Raw genomic sequence first — 18,149 nt, 5'->3', positions numbered from 1 at the left:
GATATCCCTACTTTTATAGCTTTATTATCTAATAAGCTATTTAAATTTACTTTTAATCTCTTTATTTTTAATTATTTCTTTATAGTTTTTGCTAACTCCTCTTTTTCTCTAATAATTTAATTATTCCCATTAAGTAAAGCTTACACTTTTTATTCTAAAAGTTAACTGTATTTAATTATTCTTTTAGGGAAATCTAATAACAAATAAAGAAGAGGAGGTGAAAAAGATGAGTATTAGAAATAATAATAATCGATTAACAAATCCAATGGCTCAACAAGCGATGGATAAATTCAAACTAGAAGTAGCTCAGGAGCTTAATATTTCTAATGATTATCAATCTGGTTATTGGGGGAATATGACTTCTCGTGAATGTGGCTCTGTTGGTGGTGAAATGGTTAAACGAATGGTTGAACAATATGAGAATCAAGTGGCTAATAATAAACAACCTCAATAATTAATTAAATCCCCACCTGTTAATTATACCTCCCAACAGTAAACTAGGAGGTATTAAAATGAACGGCAAAAACAATAAGCACTTAACAAGGTCAATGGATAAATTCAAATTAGAAGCAGCCCAGGAACTTAATATCTCTGATGAATTTAACTTGATCATCGAAAGAATATAGCTTCTCATCCCTGTGGCTTTGCTAGCAGTGAAATGATTGGACGTATGGTTGAACAACATGAAGATACTGAAAAATATAAAAATCAGATAGGTGATAATTAATAAAAATGAAGTAAAGCCCTGCTTAGCAGGGCTTTACTTCATTAATTTTGTGGCTCCTTATTTAAAAAGTTTAAGATAAATTTGATAATAAAAAAATCTTTTATTTTTGTATCCTTTGAAAGGTTAAATAAATTAATCACATGTTTCTTTATCTTCTTAAACTTGTTTTCTTTAACAAGGGGTTTATTTAATATAATACACTGCAGTAACTTTAAATAATTAGAACGAATTGGAATCAACTCTTCATTCTTTGCTTCAATAGAATCTTCTTCATAGACTTTAGCTAATGTATTCAAAAAACCTTTGGATTTATTTGGCATATTATGCCCCCCTTTCTTAACTTATAAAAAAATCTTATCACTCTTTATAAAGAACTGCAAAAGTAATTAATGGTACCGTTCATATTATGTTCTTTTTTAAAAATTACTATTTACAAATTAAAAATAATTGGAAAGCTAATCTGCATACCAACTATTTTAAGAATAGTATCTACTTGTCAACTAACTACACCTAAATATGTATCTAAATTTTTATTATAATTAAGTCGTTGTAGTTTTTCTAATGCCCTATTTAGTAATTGTCTAATTCTTTCACGGGAAAGATCTAATTGTTTAGCTATTTCTTTAAATGTTCTTTCTCTTCCATCCTCTAATCCAAATCTTAATTTAATGATTCTTTCCTCTCTATTAGTTAGATAACTTAATAATTTATCGATCATTGTTCTGAGATCTTCTTCAAGAATAATTTTAATTAGATCAAATTCACTAGGGATTAAGGAAAATAGATCACTATTTTTGTTTTCTCCAATTTTATTATTTAAAGAAGATATATCCTGACTTAGTTCAATCAATTCACTTGTTTTTTGTACAGATAAGTTCATATCTTCTGCTAATTCTTTTAAGGTTGGTTCCCGTTGGAATTTGGCCCTTAAGTATTCTTGAATTCGTTTCAGTTGATTAATATTATTTTGAACTTGAAAAGATAATCTAATTGTTCGTCCTTGACGTTTAATTGCTCTCCTAATTTTCTGTTCAATCCACCAAGTAGCATAAGTACTAAACCTATAACCTTTTTGATATTTAAACTTTTCAACCGCTTTAATTAAGCCAATATTTCCTTCTTGAATTAAGTCTGAAAAATCCAAGCCTTGATTATTATATTTCTTAGCAATACTAATTACCAATCTCAAATTAAAATTAATCAATTTTTCTCGAGCTTCTTCATCTCCTGCAGCAATTCTTTTGCTTAACTCAATTTCTTCTTCTTTAGAAAGCAAACGATGGCTTGTCTCTTTAAAATATATATTAATTGAATTCTTATCCATATTATACTCACTCCTTATTTAAGTTCTTATTTAGAATTATAATAAATAAATTTTACGAAATTATGACAGTTTCAAATATTTAAGTGAAAAAATATTATTTTTTCACTTAAAGATTAAAAATTGCTTTACTTTTTGGTCTTAATTGATAAAAAAGAAGGTTGCCGTTAGGCAACCTTTAGAGTTTAATTGATATTTTATTCTCTAAATTTTAGATTCATAGCTTTAAAATTTAATTGCTCAACCTTTTTTAATTCTTCTTCAAAACTTTCTAGTTCGTTATCTTCACCTGCAAATTCAATCAAAATTAAACCTTGATTTTGATTATCATTATGTAAACCTAGTCTCGTTTTTATATTTGCTCCATATTCAGTTAATATGTGCTGTACATCTGGTGCAAAATTATCCCGTTCGTCAACTTGTAAAGCAATAATTGCATCTTCCATTATTCTCCTCCCTGTATTTAGTGGTAATATTTTTTTATTTTTAAGAGTCTAAATCAAGGTTAAGTTGTTTTTCTTCGATTATATCCTCTAGTTTATCCTTAAGAGCGTTTAGATTATCTTTGTCCTTAATCCCTTCTTTAACATCTTCATCTAGATTATTAGCTATATCATTTAAACCACTATTAGTAATAAATTCTGCAAAAGATTCTTGATCAGTTAGGTATAAATTAAAAATTTTCTCTATTAGCTCTATTTTTTCTTCAGTTAAATTTTGAATATCTAATTCATTTAGTAGCTCAGGATCAATTCCAGTTAATTCTGCTATGTTTTTTAATTTTTCTTGAAGTTCATCCATATTATGTCCTCCTTTTAATTTATTTATTCAACAATACTATATTTATGTTGAAGGATTGATTTTTGCAACTTAGATTCATTGGTAATTTATAGAACAACATTTAAGGTTTCTATATCACAAAAAAGAAGCAACTGGTCTAAGACCAGTTGCTTCTTTTTAATTAGGATTATAAAGATTCATAGTTTGGTAATGTTATTCTTTGATTGTAGTACCACTAGAAATAATACCTTCTTTTAGATATTTCGGTTTTATTCTAGTAAGTATCCTACAATTCCGTTCTATTATTACTTCTGAAGGAATTTGAATCCCTTTACCAATTACATTCAAACCATTTTTAAGAACGTTAGGTCTTTCTTGATTTGGAGTCAGATCACTTCCTATTCCTATTTTAGCATTAGGGCCAACAGTTACATTCTTATCAATTATAGATTTATTAATTACTGTATCCTTTTTTATTTTAGTATTATGGAATATAATAGAATCCTTTACAACTGCTCCTTCCTCAACAATGACCCCTGGAGAAATAACTGAGTTTTCAACTTTTCCATCAATTATTGCTCCGTTAGAAACTAGACTTTGAATCGCTATTCCTTTTTCTCCAAATTTAACAGGTAATCCCTCACATTCACGCGTATAGATCTTCCATTCTTTATCATATAAATCTATTTCTAAATCTTTCTTTATTAAAGCTAAGTTGGTCTCCCAAAATGATTGTAATGTACCTACATCTCTCCAAAAACCTTCAAATTCATAAGTAAAAGTTTGATTATTTTTTATCATCTCTGGAATAATATGATGTCCAAAATCTGAATGCTTATGATCACAAATTGCTTCTAATTTTTTTATTAAAACATCAGTAGAAAAAACATAAATTCCCATTGATGCTAAATTACTAGGAGGATCTTTAGGTTTTTCTTTAAAATCTAAAACCTTCATTGTATTATCTGACTTTAAAATTCCAAATCTACTTGCTTCTTGCTCAGGAACTCGTTGAGCTGCAATAGTCAGATCTGCTCCCTTGTCTTTATGAAATGAAATAAGTTTACTGTAATCCATTTTATAAACATGATCACCAGATAAAATAATTACATAATCAGGATTTTTATTCTTGATATAATTTATATTTTGATAAACAGCATGTGCTGTTCCTTGATACCAGTTATTCTTTTCCCCAGTATATGGTTGTAATAAAGTTATCCCCCCCATTTTACGATCAAGATCCCAAGGTCTTCCTATTCCAATATGATTATTTAAAGCTAATGGTAAGTATTGAGTTAAGATTCCGATATTATAGATACCAGAATTTACACAATTACTTAAAGTAAAATCAATTAATCTGTACTTACCTGCAAAGGGAACACTTGGCTTTGCTCTATGTCCTGAAAGAATATCTAGCCTAGTTCCTCTTCCTCCTGCTAAAATTAGTGCTAAAGTCTTCATTAATATTACCTCCCCTTTTTATTATATAATATTAATAAAAAAGGAAAATATTACTAAAACCCATTCTTTTTTTTATTTTTTTAATTATTGATTTAATCTAAACCTTAACCTTGAACTTAAGTTGTATCAAATATCTAATAATAGATCCTTATCTTGTATTAAATTAAAACTATACATTATTTTATAAATTAAAAAACTTAAACTTGCAGGCAAAACAAAATGTAATAAGATAACTGCTCCAATCACTTCAGTTCCCATTGCTTCAATAGTTCCAAATTGACCTACTAATCCAGCAGTTCCCATTCCAGAACCAATTGGGATATTTTTTAGAGGAATTAGTGTAGTTGCTATTGGCCCTAAAATAGCTCCAGTTAAGGTAGGTGGTATCCAAATATATGGGTTTTTAACTATATTAGGAATCTGCAACATAGAAGTACCTAATCCTTGACTGACCAACCCCCCCCAGCCATTTTCACGAAAACTGATTACAGCAAAACCAATCATTTGGGCACTACAACCAACTGTTGCTGCTCCTGCTGCTAAACCACTTAAGCTCAACATTAAACCAATGGCAGCACTACTGATCGGTAATGTTAAAGCCATACCCATTAGTACTGAAACTAAAATTCCCATTGGAATTGGATGTAACTCTGTTGTTTGAATAATTAGTTGACCTAATCCAGTCATTAAAGTATCAATTGCCGGACCAACAAAATCAGCTACTAATAAGCCTGAGATAATCACTGTCATAGGGGTTAATACTATATCAAGTTTAGTTTCTTTAGAGATTAATTTACCACACTCTGCCCCAATTATAGCTGCTAAAAAAGCCCCTACTGGTCCTCCTAACTCAGCACCTGCTGCTCCTGTAATAACTGAGGTAAATATAACCAAAGGCGGTGCTTGTAACCCATAAGCTACAGAAACGCCAATTGCTGGTCCCATCATATCCATTGCTATTTCACTAAAATTAACTAATAAGGGTATGCTTAGCTGTTCTCCTAAGACTTGTAAGATCAAACCAATGATTAAAGAAGCAAATAAACCTTTAGTCATAGCTGCTAATGCTTTAATACCATAACGCTCTAATGAAAATTCAACATTTTTTCGCACTAAATAATTCTTAATGTTTTGAGTCATCGAATTATTCCTCCCTACTCTTTTTTACTAAAGAATTTGTTTCTTGCTGTTCAATCTGTTCCAAAACTTATGTTACATTATATATATCTTTATAGTTATTAATTTTACACCTTAATTCCTGTCATGTCAAGTGTAAAGACATATTTAGGTGTAAGTTTGTTTTTAGAATATTGTGTTCATAAGTGACTATATCATAACTGTACTTATTTGTTAAAATAATTTGTTACTATTTAAGCTATAATTAATCTTCTTCTAATAAAAAGCCTGCTTCTTGAAGTTTATTTTCAATCAAGTTCAGTACTTCTTGATTTAAAGCTTCAATAGTATGTAAATGGATTCCTTCAGTTAAAAAAGACAATGGCTTACTGGATTCTTCTCTGCATTTTTTCAAAAACTCTTCTAACTCAGCTTTACTTTGAATCATCAACAGCCCTTTCAATTCGCCATAGATTGGATGTTCAACAATTACATCCTTAATTCTCCCTCCATACTTAATAATTATTTCTAATTCAGCTTTTATCTCTGATTCTTGATGTTTACAAGCAATCGTCTTCTGTGCCATTTGAGTTGTAGGTTGAGACATAATATAACCTTGAGAAGTAGCTACTATCTTATGACCTTTGGCCCTTAATAAAGCAATATCTTGTACAATTACTTGGCGACTGACCCCAAAAAATTCAGCCAAATCAGAACCAGTAATTGGATCTGATTCTTGACTTAATTTATTTAAAACCTCTTCTCTTCTTTTAGATGTTTCCATCTCCATCACTCCTCTTAAATTTAAGATAATCACTTACTTTATTCAAGACTTAATAATAAATTCCTGCTAATAGACTATAAAAGAGTGGGCACTTGAAAATGCCCACTCTTCATTAGAAAATTACAGTTAATTAAAATTATTTTTTATTTAAATCTTTATTATCCTTATTTTGTCTTCTTCTAGCTGCCTGAAGCTCTTCTGACACTTCAAAATCTTCAAAATCATCTGGATTGAGATCTCTTACCCTCTCAAATTCATTTTCAGCTCTCAACTCTTCCTTTTCATTATTTGCATTTAATTCTTCTCCAGTCTTAAAATCTTCAAAATCATCAGGACTAAGATCCCTTGCTCCTTCAAATCTATTTTCTCCCCTATTTTCAAGTTCCTTTAAATTCCTCTGCTGATTATTAGGTTTAGAGTCTTTAGCCATTATATTTATTCCCCCTTTGTAACTTTAGTTTCACACATTAAAGAAATAATATAACTAATAATTAGTTCAATAAAAGCTACTTTTTAGCAACGTAAAACTCATCATTGTTCTCTAAAGTGGCCAATAATACATTCTTTGGATAGTTAATATTCTCTTCTTTTAATTTCCCTAAAAGCCAGGTCTCATCTAGATCTAAATTTTCCAAGTTTTTATAATTAATCTTACCATCTGCAATTAATATTATTGGTAAACCTTCATATTCAGTATCTAAATTTAAATCTTTAGGGGTCACCATTCTTTTTTGAGATTTAGGAATAATACTTAAATCCCCAGAAGTCTCTAAAATAGCAAATTCAACATCAGTAATTCTAAAAATATCTTTCTGTCGTAATTGAGCTAATAAATCATGAATTGTATATCTTGAATTTCTTAATTCTTCTTTTATAATCTCACCATTCTTAATTATAATATTGGGAGTTCCATTAGCTGCTTTTCGAATAATTTCACTCTTTAAAGATATATAAGAAATAAATATTTCTATTCCTACTAAAGTTAAAAGTGGAATAATTCCATACCATAATGATGAACCTCTATCTTCTATTACAATTACAGCTAATTCAGCTATCATAATTGAAACTACTAAATCAAAAGGAGACAGCTCTCCTATCTCTCTTTTGCCCATTAATCTAACAGCAAATAAAGTCACAAAATATATAAGTATTGTTCTCAAAAATAATTGAAACATCTTATCGCCCCTAAATGACAAGTCTCTTCTAATATTTTCCGCAAACTTAACAAGTTTATACATAATAAATAAATTATATTTTTAAATAGAGTAAGACCAGCCTCACGGCTGGGACTCCTCTTCAAACTGCACGTACGGATTTCCCGTATACAGCTTTCGGTTATTGGTGCTCCTTATCAGAGAGTAAGTCCTCGACTCTATGTCACCATAGATGTATATTTTACTCCTGATTAAAGCACATCAATGAGTAATGATTGAAGTCCTTTATTTCTTAGATAACTATTTGAAAGGCGATGATTTTGGTGTATTATCGCCTTTTTCTTTTCGATAAATGAACGTATTCTCATTCTTATCCATCCATCTAATTTTCTATATAGTCTCTTTACATTTCCTATCTTAAAGTAGTTCCCCCCCAACCCCTCAAGACTGGGTTCAACTCGGCAATTATCACCTCTACAGGAAATGGTCTAGCTCTACTAGTAATCTTCCTTATTTTGTTCTTGAATTTTGTTATACCATACGGCAGACACCCTATTATTGTTGGTTTCACACACCGTACTGGCTAAAACAGCATGGATAGGATTTCCACCTATTGTTTATTGCATCTACAAGGCACACACCAAAAGAAAAAACACTGGATAAACCAGTGTTTTTTCTTTAGACCCATTTAATTAAACCAAGTTCATGTTTTTCTACTAACTTTTCATAATTTGGAATTACTCTAAAGGTATAGTTGTAACTGCCACTCTCACCCAAATTAATTACTGCTGTATAAATATAAAGTCCATTCTTCCTTTCTTCTTTCAGTCTCATTGGAATACTTTCTATCTTCTCTTTATCTTTAGTAGTTACTAAATAAATTTCAACCTTTACATCAGTCGGTTTTAGATCTCCTAAGTTAACCTGAACACTTAAATTAATATTTTCATTAATATTATAATTACCCTTTGCCTGTTCTTGAACTGAAAGGTTAATTTCATGCCAATTATTTCTCAATTTAGCCTTCCATTCAGCTAATTCCTTTGCTTTTTGATAATTGTCATTCCATAGCTTCTTACCCCTTTTTAAAGCTGGCATATATAGCATTTCAGTGTACTCTTCAACCATTCGATCTGTACTATATTCTGGAGCATTAGTAATCATTGTTTCTTTCATTCGTTCAACCCATTCTTCAGGAACACCATCTTTATTAAAATCGTAATATAAAGGAATAATCTCTTCCTCTAAAGTCTTATATAGAGAGTTGCTATCGATTAAATCCTGTTCTTGATTACTACTATATTCAGATTTATGGCCAATTGTCCAGCCATTCCTTCCATTATATCCTTCACACCACCAACCATCTAATACACTGAAATTAAGTCCAGCATTTGCTGCTACTTTCTGTCCACTGGTTCCACTTGCCTCTAATGGTCGCCGAGGATTATTCAACCAGACATCGACTCCTTGAACTAGGTATCTAGCTAAATTCATATCATAATTTTCTAAGATAAATACTTTTCCTTTAAAATCATCACTTTCCGCAATATCATGAATCTCTTTAATTAATTCTTGTCCTGGTATATCAGCTGGATGAGCTTTCCCTGCAAAGATAAGCTGTACTTCCTGCCCTTCTTTATTACAAATTTCCTTCAACCTTTTTAAATCCTTAAAGATCAAATTGGCCCGTTTATACGTAGCAAATCTACGTGCAAAACCAATAGTTAATTTATCTTTATCTAATTTTATTTCTGTTTCATCTTCAATAATCTCATATCTTTTTTTTCGTTTCAAATTACTTTCATGAATATAATCGATCATTTTTATCTTTAAATCCTGGTGAACTTGCCAAAATTTATTAGCAGGAATCTCTCTAACTTTTTCCCAAATCTTAGAATGCTTGATTCTACTCTTCCAATCAATCGGTAAATAATGATCTAGGAGCTTCTTCCATTCTGGGGCCAACCAAGTCAAAGTATGGATCCCATTAGTAATATACTTGATTGGATTCTCAGTCGGTGGCACACCAGACCATAGTGATTCCCACATTTCACTAGCTACTTTTCCATGCAATTTGCTAACTCCATTATTAAATCTAGCTAATTGCAAGGCTAATACAGTCAAACCAAATTCATCACATTGTTGAAAGTCTACACAACCTAACTGCATAAAATTCTCTCTACTAATCTCTAACTCTTCCCAATAAGTCGAAAAGTATTTTTCTTTTAGCTCAAAAGAAAAAGTTTCATTTCCTGCTGGAACAGGTGTATGAGTAGTAAAGACAGTATTGGCTGCTACCTTCTCTAATGCCTGTTCAAACTTTAAATCTTCCTTTGTAATTAATTTCCTTATCCTTTCCAATCCTAAATAAGCAGAATGCCCTTCATTCATATGCCAAACAACAGGTTCATACCCCATTTTATCTAATGCCTTAACCCCACCAATCCCTAAAATTATTTCCTGACAAATCCTTTTTTCTTGATCTCCTTCATATAATCTAGAGGTTATATTTCGATCACGCTTTTGATTAATTTCCAGATCAGTATCAAGTAAATAAACTGAAATCCTACCCACTTTCACTTCCCATATTTTAGCATATACCTCCCTATCTAGTAAGTTTACTGTGATTAATAACTCCTCTCCTGCTTCATCCCTTACTGTAGTTATAGGTAATCTGCTAAAATTCAAATTAGGATGTAATGCTTCTTGCCATCCTTCATTATTAATTCTTTGTCTAAAGTAACCATGCCTATACAATAACCCTACACCAACAAATGGTAATCCCAAATCACTTGCTGATTTACAATGATCACCAGCTAAAACCCCTAGTCCTCCAGAATAGATTGGCAATGACTCATGAAAACCAAATTCAGTAGAAAAATAAGCAATAACCCTCTGCTCATCATTAATTAACGATGGAAAATTATCATTAAACCATGTATCTTTCTCTTCTAAATAATTATCAAAGTTATTAATAACCTGTTCATAATTTCTAATAAATTCTTTTTTATTACTTACCTCTTTTAGACGCTCATAACTAATCTTTGATAAAAATACAACCGGATTATTATGAGATTCTTTCCATAATTCAGAATCAACAACCTTAAATAACTCTTCCGCCTCTGGATTCCAAGACCACCAAAGATTATAAGCTAATCTTTCTAACTCTGAAATCTCAGTTGGTATTTCTGGAGTAATAGAAAAACTACCATAAAATTTCATTGTACCCCTCCATAATATAATTTAGTGTTCTTTCTATAGGTCTTATCAGACCTTCCATAATAAAAACCATTTGCTAAATTTAAACCTGTTATTACAATTATATCCCTCCATCTATTATCTAATTAAACTCTCCTTGTCAACTCAAACAATTTTTAGCTAATAATTTCTATTTCTTCCCCTTGGCCCTTGATTTTAGGAGAATAAAATTCACTATATATTTGATAATCAATTTCAGGAAAGATATTATTATTCTGTTCTAATTCAGTTAACCTTTCTTGATCAATATTCCCTCCTTTAATTTGATTAAACAGATTAAAAAAGTGATGAATATGAGCTGTAGTTCTATTAACAGCATACTCAACCATAGTACCCGTTTTCATAATAAATGCCCAATCACTACTTTGGGCCAATAATAACTCTCTAGCTGCTTGGTTAAGAGCCCTCCTAGTTAAACCATCTGGTTCATTAATTTCTGTTGCCAACTTGATCATTTTTTCTACAGCTTGATGCAAATGGCGATAGATCCAATCATTACTACCATCAAGCCACACATCATTATACCCTTTAGCCCCCCAGCTACACATTGGTGGCTGGCAGATCTGATTTTTAGGATATTTCTCTAAATAATCAATTGGAGAAATTAACTTTATAATATCTTGATCGTAGGCAACCTTTCGAATTAAGAAATTTAAAAAATCAGGCCCCTCATACCACCAATGCCCAAATAATTCTGCATCATAAGGAGAGATAATTAACGGTTTTCGATCAATTAAACTGGTTAAATTTTCAATCTGCTCAATCCTATTCTTCATAAAATCCCCAGCATGAAGTGCTGCTTTTTCTCTAGCTACTTGATAATTATAAGGCTCCTTCTCACAATCTTCACCAGTGATTTTATAATATTTCATACCTGTATCAATTCTGATTCCGTCCTGATGAATATACGGCTGGATATAATCTAATGGTAACTCAAAACCAATATCACAATAATATTCTCGATAATTATAATCACCAGGATATCCTTCTTGAGAACTCCAAACTTGCTTAGAAGATTCCTGCTCTCTGCCAAAAGCAGCTACTCCTGTTTCAGTATAGATTGGAGCAAAAACTCCATATTTAGGTCGAGGGTTAGCATGCAAAATACCATGTGTATCCACAATAAAAAATCTCAAATCATACTCTTTTAATATTTTTTCTAACCCTGGATAATAAGCACATTCAGGTAACCAAATTCCTCTAGGTTTCCTTCCTAAATGTTTTTTATGTGTCTTAATTGCTACTTCTATTTGAGCTCTAACGGCTTCTGGATATTCTTGCATTAATGGAAGATATCCATGGGTCGCTCCACAAGTAATCAATTCTAAATAACCTAAGTCCTGAAACTTTTTAAAACCATTAACCAAATTTTTATTATAGTAATTAACAAAGATATCTTTACTCTGCTTGAATCGTTCTAAATACATATTTGCATTCCGATTAAACTGTGGTTGACTAGCAGTTCGTTCTAACTCTTTATGAGCAAGTTCTATTAGATTATCAATATGATTAATATAACGTTCTTGTAATAATGAATCGGTTAACATTGAGATTAACGGTGGAGTTAAAGACATTGTTAGTCTATACTCTACCTTATCTCGATATAACCCTTCAAAATAATTTAATAATGGAATGTATGTTTCTGTAATTGCTTCAAACAACCACCGTTCCTCTAAAAAATCCTTTTCTTCTGGATGGCGTACAAAGGGCAAATGAGCATGTAAAATTAAAGATAAATAACCTTTCTCCTCCTTAAAAATAGTCACCACTCCTTAAATTAATTATCTCCTTTAAATTAATTATCCAATTTATTAATTCTAAATCTAATTATTCAACTATTTCTGAACTCCCCTTCAGTAATGAAATAGAACTATATCCCTCTTCTAATCTTGATAATTGAATTACTTTTTCTTCTTTTTGGATAAGCTCTGGAGAACTATATCCTTCTTCTAACTCTCCTTTCCCAGATAAAAAATAGATCTTTTCTAACTTATCCTTCACAGTCATCCAATCCTGATCTAAATTATCACTGACTGTATTACGTGGTGTTCGAATTGGATTAGACTCAATTATAGGATGAAATTTCATTTCATCCTCAATAACTCCCAGCTTCACTAGGTAATTATGTCCAGGGTTCAATTCATTAATATACCAGTCCTTATGCTCTAAAGTAGTATTAATATTATACTGCTTATTGATAGTTAAATCATAAAGTCTTAAGACTAATGGTAATTCAGATAAATCATGGTATCCTAATTTAGACAGAACCTGATTAGCCAGTTCATCTGTAAATCCCCAATACAGATGAACTGAAGTAGGATTTTTAACCTGCATAACTATTTTATTTTCACCATATTCTTCTGACAATTGATATTGACTCCAGATATTACTTTCCTGAATCTCTTCAATTGATTCTGCCGAATTCCCGCTCGGACTTGTTAAATACTCCTCTTGCTTTTGTAGTTTATCCAAACTTACTCTTTCCACCTTTGACATTGCCAACCCCTCCTTAAAAGTCAACTTTTATTTTAATTAATCTAATTTTAAATTAGTTTCAATCAATTTATAATAAATTTCAAGATATCCTTGAGCTGAATTTTTCCAACTATGATCAGCTTTCATTGCTCTTTTAACAATTCTATTCCAAGTTTTTTGTTGGTGATATACTAAAACCGCTCGACGTATAGTGTACAATAATTCATTCGCATCATAAGAACTGAAGTGGAATCCATTTCCTACTCCAGTAACTTCATTATAAGGTTGGATAGTATCATTCAAGCCACCAGTTTCCCTTACTATTGGAATGGTACCATATCTTAAACTGAATAATTGTCCCAATCCACATGGTTCATACTTTGAAGGCATCAAAAACATATCACTTCCAGCATAAATCTTTTGAGCTATATTTACATCATATTTAATATTTGCTGCCATCTTATCAGGAAAATCTTGTGCTACTATATTAAACATTTCTTCATACCTAGCTTGACCTGTACCTAACATTATAAATTGAAGCTCAGTTTCATTCAGCAGATCATAAATTATCTCTTCTATTAAATCAAGACCTTTTTGATCTACCAACCTAGATACCAATCCAATAACAGGAATATCCTGCCTGACCGGTAAACCCATCTCTTCTTGTAATCTCTTCTTATTTACATATTTACCTTCTAGATTATCAGCACTATAATTACTATAAATTCTTTGATCAGTCTCTGGATCATATTGCTCATAATCAATTCCATTAATTATGCCATATAAATCATCAGCATTCATCCGCATTACATAATCCAACCCTTCACCGAATTCAGATGTCTTAATCTCTTCAGCATAGGTTTTACTGACTGTATTAACAATATCTGACATATTAATTCCCATCTTCATATAATTAACAGCACCATCATGTCTTAAAACCCCTGAATCCCAGTGCTTGCCATCTAAACAGAGTACATCACTTAAAATCTCTCTTCCAAATTGCCCTTGATAACGCAAATTATGAATAGTATATACTGTTTTAATATCTTTATAATAATCATACATTTGATAATCTTCTTTCAGCATTATACTTAGCGGCCCTGTTTGCCAATCATTACAATGAATAATATCCGGTTTAAATCCAATCTTAGGTAACATCTCTAAAATAGCCCTACAAAAATAAGTAAATTGAATATGCTGATCAGGATTTTCATATAAAGATTCACGGTCAAAATAGTTTTTATTATCTATAAAGTATGTAGTTACGCCGATATTATCCAATTTATTGATCCCTACATAATTATCTCTCCATCCAACCTTAGTCCTAAAATGAAGTATATGTTTTAATTTCTCAAGATATTCATTGGGAATTTGACTATACTCTGGCATAACTACCCTTATATCATGACCTAATCTTTTTATTGCCTGTGGTAAAGAACCTGCTACATCTGCTAAGCCTCCAGTCTTAGCAAAAGGTGCTACTTCTGAAGATACAAATAATATCTTTAATTCTTTTTTCATAACTGACCTCCTAAAAAATTAATTCAATTTTAAACTCCTACAATCTCTTATTATACCCTTATTACTCAACCTTTTATTAAAAAAATCAAAAGCCTATTTCTATTCTTTCTTTATTTCAAATTAAATTCCTTCAATAATTGTAAATAAATGTATATTAGATGTAATTAAGCTTAAGTTTCAGTCTAAGTCTAAGTAAGATCTAAACCCTTATGGTTTTAATGGTTGGTTTAACCTTACCTTCAGTCTATAAAAACCCTTCGTAATAAAAATCATTTCCTCAGCCTTAAACTTAAGCTCTATACCAATTAAGTTAACTTAATTGGTATAGAGCTTCTTGCAATTAACTTAATATTCTGATAATTTTGATTATACAATAAAATTGACAACTATAAATTGACCTGATATTATTTCTTAGTCAACTTATTATTGTCAATTTGGCTAATGGTTTATTCATACTATACTCTGAATTACTAAAGTAAAATAAATATATAAATTGCTAGAAAGTTATATCTTCAACATATGATAACAATTTAACTTGTTTCAGAGCAATCTATTAATTATCCAGTTAATTCTTCTTGATTTTCATCTTGTTTAATTAACTTCAATGTATTACTCTCTTGATCACTATTATCAGTTCGATAAATCTCTTTAGCAACTCGTAATAACTTTAAGGAATCCAACTTTCTAATTTTATTCATAACATCAGGTTTTAAATCTTTAGATTCAATTGCGATAATAAGATATTTAATTCCTTTATCCCCTAACTCAAGTAAAGATTGACAAGCATTATTCCTAACAATTCCACTGCTATCAGTTAACATTTTACACAAATAAGGAATAATTTCTTTGCCCTTAAACTTTCCTAACAACTTGGCTACCTGGGCTCTTACATTACAATCATCATCTTCAATTTTATGGAGTAGTGCTTTAAATACCTTTTCCCCCTCAAACTTTGCTAAACTTTTAGCTGTCATAACTCTAACTTGTGGAGTAGGATGTTGATATAATAGATTGATCAATGGGTCAACAACCTGTTCATTCCCAATTTCTCCCAAGATCTCTATAATCCAATTCAAGTAAGCTTTATCTCGTGACTTTAATAACGCCAATAATTGTGATACACCAGCAGAACCAAGTTCTAAAAAAGATTCTTGCAAAACATTTAAAGTTGCTAAGTCATCACAGGAATCTAAGTAATTAATTAAAGTAGTTATCACTTTAGGACTATCAAGTTTTGATAAATTTTTAATTACTAAATTTCTAACTTGATCATCTTTATCATAGAGCAAAGCAATTAAATAATCAATAGCTTGGGTTGTCCCAATTTCCAATAAAACAAAAGCTGTTTTTTTTCTTTGTTCTACATTTTGATTAAAAGTTTCCGCTAATAATTGCTTTAAAAAATCATCAGTTACTAAATAGTTTTTAATTTGCCGATAAGAATTCTTCTCTAAATCTTTTTTTCCTTTTAAAATCAAATCTTTCTTAAACTCTATATCTTCTATCTTATCTAATCTATTTAATGCTTTCTTAAAGTCAGTTTCAATCAACCTAGTTACAGCTTTATACTCATCATCTATATTATCATCTTTTATTCTTCTCTTTTTAAGTATTAAAAGCAAACCTATAATAATAACTATTCCGCTTGTGACCAATAGTAAATATGTATAATCTTCCATTAATAACTCCAGATAAAAAGAAATTTCAATCACCCCTTCTCACTTATCATAAGCTCTCAGCTAAATTAAAGCCTGGTATTACAATACTTCGCAGATAACTAAGTTTCTCTGCACCCCCGTCTTAGTGTACAATTTACAATGTACAATTGACAATTGAATTCAAAATCATAAAACCACAAACACTTAAATCATCAATAATTGCAAAACATTCTACGACTAAATATTCACTCTTCCAATATTTCATTTTAGCTGAGAGTACTCTTATCGACAATATTCAGCTTGTTATAGTATTTCAATATTGATTCTCTTTTTCCTTTATCTTTTTCAAATTAATTAAACAAAAAATCCATCCTTAATAGAATGGAGTTAGTAAGAATATTATTAGATTATTAATTGGTAGCGGCGGAGGGACTTGAACCCCCGACTCTGCGGGTATGAACCGCATGCTCTAGCCAGCTGAGCTACACCGCCACATAAGTTCATTTAATATTTTACATTTAATATTGAATAGTTTTTAAGTTCTTAAGGTCTTGAACTTAACTATTAATTATTCAATATTAAATATTCATTGCTTTTTATTTTGGTTGCGGGGGTTGGATTCGAACCAACGACCTCCGGGTTATGAGCCCGACGAGCTACCAGCTGCTCTACCCCGCGACAAAAATTCATTTAATATTTTATATCTAATATTGAATAATGAAAAACCTAAAAAATTTAACGAGCTTGATTTTCAACTATTAAATATTCAATATTATTTATTCACTGCTTTTAAAGATGGTGCCGGGGGTCGGACTCGAACCGACACGGGCACGAAAGTCCCATCGGATTTTAAGTCCGATGCGTCTGCCAATTCCGCCACCCCGGCTTATTATAATTTATAGTGTACAGTTTGTAGTAACTAGTTAAAAAATATTAAATGGTGGAGGGGGAAGGATTCGAACCTTCGAAGGCGTCGCCGGCAGATTTACAGTCTGCTCCCTTTAGCCACTCGGGAACCCCTCCAAAATTTATTATCTTTCTTTAATTTATTATCTTTCTTTGCTACGACATTTGATAATATATCATAGAATTTATTATCTGTCAAGAAAAACAGTGTTTTTTCTCTTCTTTTTTGTAAAATTAATAATTTCTATTCAAATATACTCCAATTTAATTCTTGCTCTTCTGTTTTAGAATTGGTCTTATTAGAACTAATATCAGTTGTTTCTGCTTCTTGATTATCTTGTTCTACTTTTGATTCTGAATTTTCTTCTTGAGTTAGCTCATTTTCTTGATCAGTATCTTCAACATCTTCAATATAGTCTTCTTCTTGCTCACTAGTTTCATTCTCAGATGCTGATTCTACTGTTAACTCTTCTTCAGCCTCATCACTAGATTGAGCTTGAATGTTCTCATCTTCTTTGTTTACACTTTTCTCTTCTAACTCTAACAACCTTTTCCCAGTTTCAGTTAAATAATAGACTCTATTTCGACCATGAAACTGATAAGCTACAACTAAACTGGATTCTAGCTCTCGCAGAAGATAATTGGTTGCTGATCTATTTAATCTTGCCAATCTACCGATTTCTCTTTTAGTTAAGCCCTTTCCTTGCTTTAAGATTGGAAAAACATTCTCAAAAATTGCTTTTGCTTGACTGGACAATTCAGTGGCTAAGTTTTTAATGCAGTCATCACATAACTTCATTCTATTTCCTCCTTAATGAATAATGTTTATTATAATATATACTTCAATAATTAATAAAGTATAACTTTAATTGAATTTTAATTACAATTATGTGTAACTTTTGCTTAGAACTATGAGGGAGATTTCTCGTTCTGAAAGATTTTTTCTGAGCTTCTAAGATTCGTCTGCGAATAAATAAGAGCTAGCTAA

At 30.8% G+C, this 18,149-nt stretch carries 18 protein-coding genes and 4 tRNA genes; 1 reads left to right on the top strand and 21 read right to left on the bottom strand.

The window, feature by feature from the left end; genetic code table 11:
• Window positions 1–226 precede the first annotated feature (226 nt).
• Complete coding sequence (locus MWH25_RS05505; RefSeq protein ID WP_248626629.1) at window positions 227–454, top strand: alpha/beta-type small acid-soluble spore protein; 228 nt, start codon at window positions 227–229, stop codon at window positions 452–454.
• A 314-nt stretch (window positions 455–768) separates the two neighbouring features.
• Here the strand turns inward: MWH25_RS05505 and MWH25_RS05500 are convergent, their stop codons facing one another.
• The 21 genes from MWH25_RS05500 to MWH25_RS05405 form a co-directional block, all read right to left on the bottom strand.
• A complete protein-coding gene (locus MWH25_RS05500; protein WP_248626628.1) occupies window positions 769–1,047 on the bottom strand; it encodes a hypothetical protein in 279 nt (92 codons plus the stop codon).
• Between the two features lie 176 nt (window positions 1,048–1,223).
• On the bottom strand, window positions 1,224–2,051 hold the full coding sequence (locus MWH25_RS05495) for a sigma-70 family RNA polymerase sigma factor (RefSeq protein ID WP_248626627.1): 828 nt from the start codon (window positions 2,049–2,051) through the stop codon (window positions 1,224–1,226).
• Between the two features lie 194 nt (window positions 2,052–2,245).
• Window positions 2,246–2,494 carry a hypothetical protein gene (locus tag MWH25_RS05490; RefSeq protein ID WP_248626626.1) on the bottom strand — a complete coding sequence of 83 codons (249 nt, stop codon included), beginning with the start codon at window positions 2,492–2,494 and terminating at the stop codon, window positions 2,246–2,248.
• 40 nt (window positions 2,495–2,534) lie between these two features.
• On the bottom strand, window positions 2,535–2,849 hold the full coding sequence (locus MWH25_RS05485) for a cell division FtsX domain-containing protein (RefSeq protein ID WP_248626625.1): 315 nt from the start codon (window positions 2,847–2,849) through the stop codon (window positions 2,535–2,537).
• A 192-nt stretch (window positions 2,850–3,041) separates the two neighbouring features.
• On the bottom strand, window positions 3,042–4,289 hold the full coding sequence (locus MWH25_RS05480; protein ID WP_248626624.1) for a glucose-1-phosphate adenylyltransferase: 1,248 nt from the start codon (window positions 4,287–4,289) through the stop codon (window positions 3,042–3,044).
• A 126-nt stretch (window positions 4,290–4,415) separates the two neighbouring features.
• Window positions 4,416–5,429 carry a PTS sugar transporter subunit IIC gene (locus MWH25_RS05475; protein WP_248626622.1) on the bottom strand — a complete coding sequence of 338 codons (1,014 nt, stop codon included), beginning with the start codon at window positions 5,427–5,429 and terminating at the stop codon, window positions 4,416–4,418.
• A gap of 241 nt (window positions 5,430–5,670) precedes the next feature.
• A complete protein-coding gene (locus MWH25_RS05470; RefSeq protein ID WP_248626620.1) occupies window positions 5,671–6,189 on the bottom strand; it encodes a transcription repressor NadR in 519 nt (172 codons plus the stop codon).
• A 136-nt stretch (window positions 6,190–6,325) separates the two neighbouring features.
• Window positions 6,326–6,619, bottom strand: coding sequence for a hypothetical protein (locus MWH25_RS05465; RefSeq protein WP_248626619.1), 294 nt, complete (start codon window positions 6,617–6,619; stop codon window positions 6,326–6,328).
• A 76-nt stretch (window positions 6,620–6,695) separates the two neighbouring features.
• Window positions 6,696–7,364: a DUF421 domain-containing protein gene (locus tag MWH25_RS05460; RefSeq protein ID WP_248626618.1), complete on the bottom strand. Its 669-nt coding sequence runs from the start codon at window positions 7,362–7,364 to the stop codon at window positions 6,696–6,698.
• A gap of 230 nt (window positions 7,365–7,594) precedes the next feature.
• Window positions 7,595–7,780, bottom strand: a complete 186-nt coding sequence (locus tag MWH25_RS05455; RefSeq protein WP_345947227.1) for a group II intron maturase-specific domain-containing protein — start codon at window positions 7,778–7,780, stop codon at window positions 7,595–7,597.
• Window positions 7,756–7,914, bottom strand: a complete 159-nt coding sequence (locus tag MWH25_RS13020) for a group II intron maturase-specific domain-containing protein (RefSeq protein WP_345947226.1) — start codon at window positions 7,912–7,914, stop codon at window positions 7,756–7,758. The genes MWH25_RS05455 and MWH25_RS13020 overlap by 25 nt, the downstream gene beginning before the upstream one ends.
• Window positions 7,915–8,021: 107 nt before the next feature.
• Window positions 8,022–10,565 (bottom strand): alpha-glucan family phosphorylase, encoded by a 2,544-nt coding sequence (gene glgP, locus MWH25_RS05450; protein WP_248626617.1) that lies wholly within the window; start codon window positions 10,563–10,565, stop codon window positions 8,022–8,024.
• 152 nt (window positions 10,566–10,717) lie between these two features.
• On the bottom strand, window positions 10,718–12,367 hold the full coding sequence (locus MWH25_RS05445) for a glycoside hydrolase family 57 protein (protein ID WP_248626616.1): 1,650 nt from the start codon (window positions 12,365–12,367) through the stop codon (window positions 10,718–10,720).
• A gap of 61 nt (window positions 12,368–12,428) precedes the next feature.
• Window positions 12,429–13,097 (bottom strand): DUF4912 domain-containing protein, encoded by a 669-nt coding sequence (locus MWH25_RS05440; protein ID WP_248626615.1) that lies wholly within the window; start codon window positions 13,095–13,097, stop codon window positions 12,429–12,431.
• A gap of 36 nt (window positions 13,098–13,133) precedes the next feature.
• A complete protein-coding gene (glgA, locus tag MWH25_RS05435; RefSeq protein ID WP_248626614.1) occupies window positions 13,134–14,597 on the bottom strand; it encodes a glycogen synthase GlgA in 1,464 nt (487 codons plus the stop codon).
• A 557-nt stretch (window positions 14,598–15,154) separates the two neighbouring features.
• Window positions 15,155–16,276, bottom strand: coding sequence for a HEAT repeat domain-containing protein (locus MWH25_RS05430; protein WP_248626613.1), 1,122 nt, complete (start codon window positions 16,274–16,276; stop codon window positions 15,155–15,157).
• Between the two features lie 394 nt (window positions 16,277–16,670).
• A tRNA-Met gene (locus MWH25_RS05425) sits at window positions 16,671–16,747 on the bottom strand.
• 110 nt (window positions 16,748–16,857) lie between these two features.
• Window positions 16,858–16,933 (bottom strand) — tRNA-Met (locus tag MWH25_RS05420).
• Window positions 16,934–17,051: 118 nt separating this feature from the next.
• A tRNA-Leu gene (locus MWH25_RS05415) sits at window positions 17,052–17,141 on the bottom strand.
• Window positions 17,142–17,193: 52 nt separating this feature from the next.
• Window positions 17,194–17,278, bottom strand: a tRNA-Tyr gene (locus MWH25_RS05410).
• A gap of 127 nt (window positions 17,279–17,405) precedes the next feature.
• On the bottom strand, window positions 17,406–17,960 hold the full coding sequence (locus MWH25_RS05405) for a hypothetical protein (RefSeq protein ID WP_248626611.1): 555 nt from the start codon (window positions 17,958–17,960) through the stop codon (window positions 17,406–17,408).
• Window positions 17,961–18,149 lie beyond the last annotated feature (189 nt).

Origin of the sequence: Natroniella acetigena, assembly GCF_023227745.1 — a bacterium.
Taxonomy (GTDB): domain Bacteria; phylum Bacillota; class Halanaerobiia; order Halobacteroidales; family Halobacteroidaceae; genus Natroniella; species Natroniella acetigena.
Note: the sequence above shows the minus strand (reverse complement) of the source record. Positions and strands in the feature narration are given on the sequence as shown.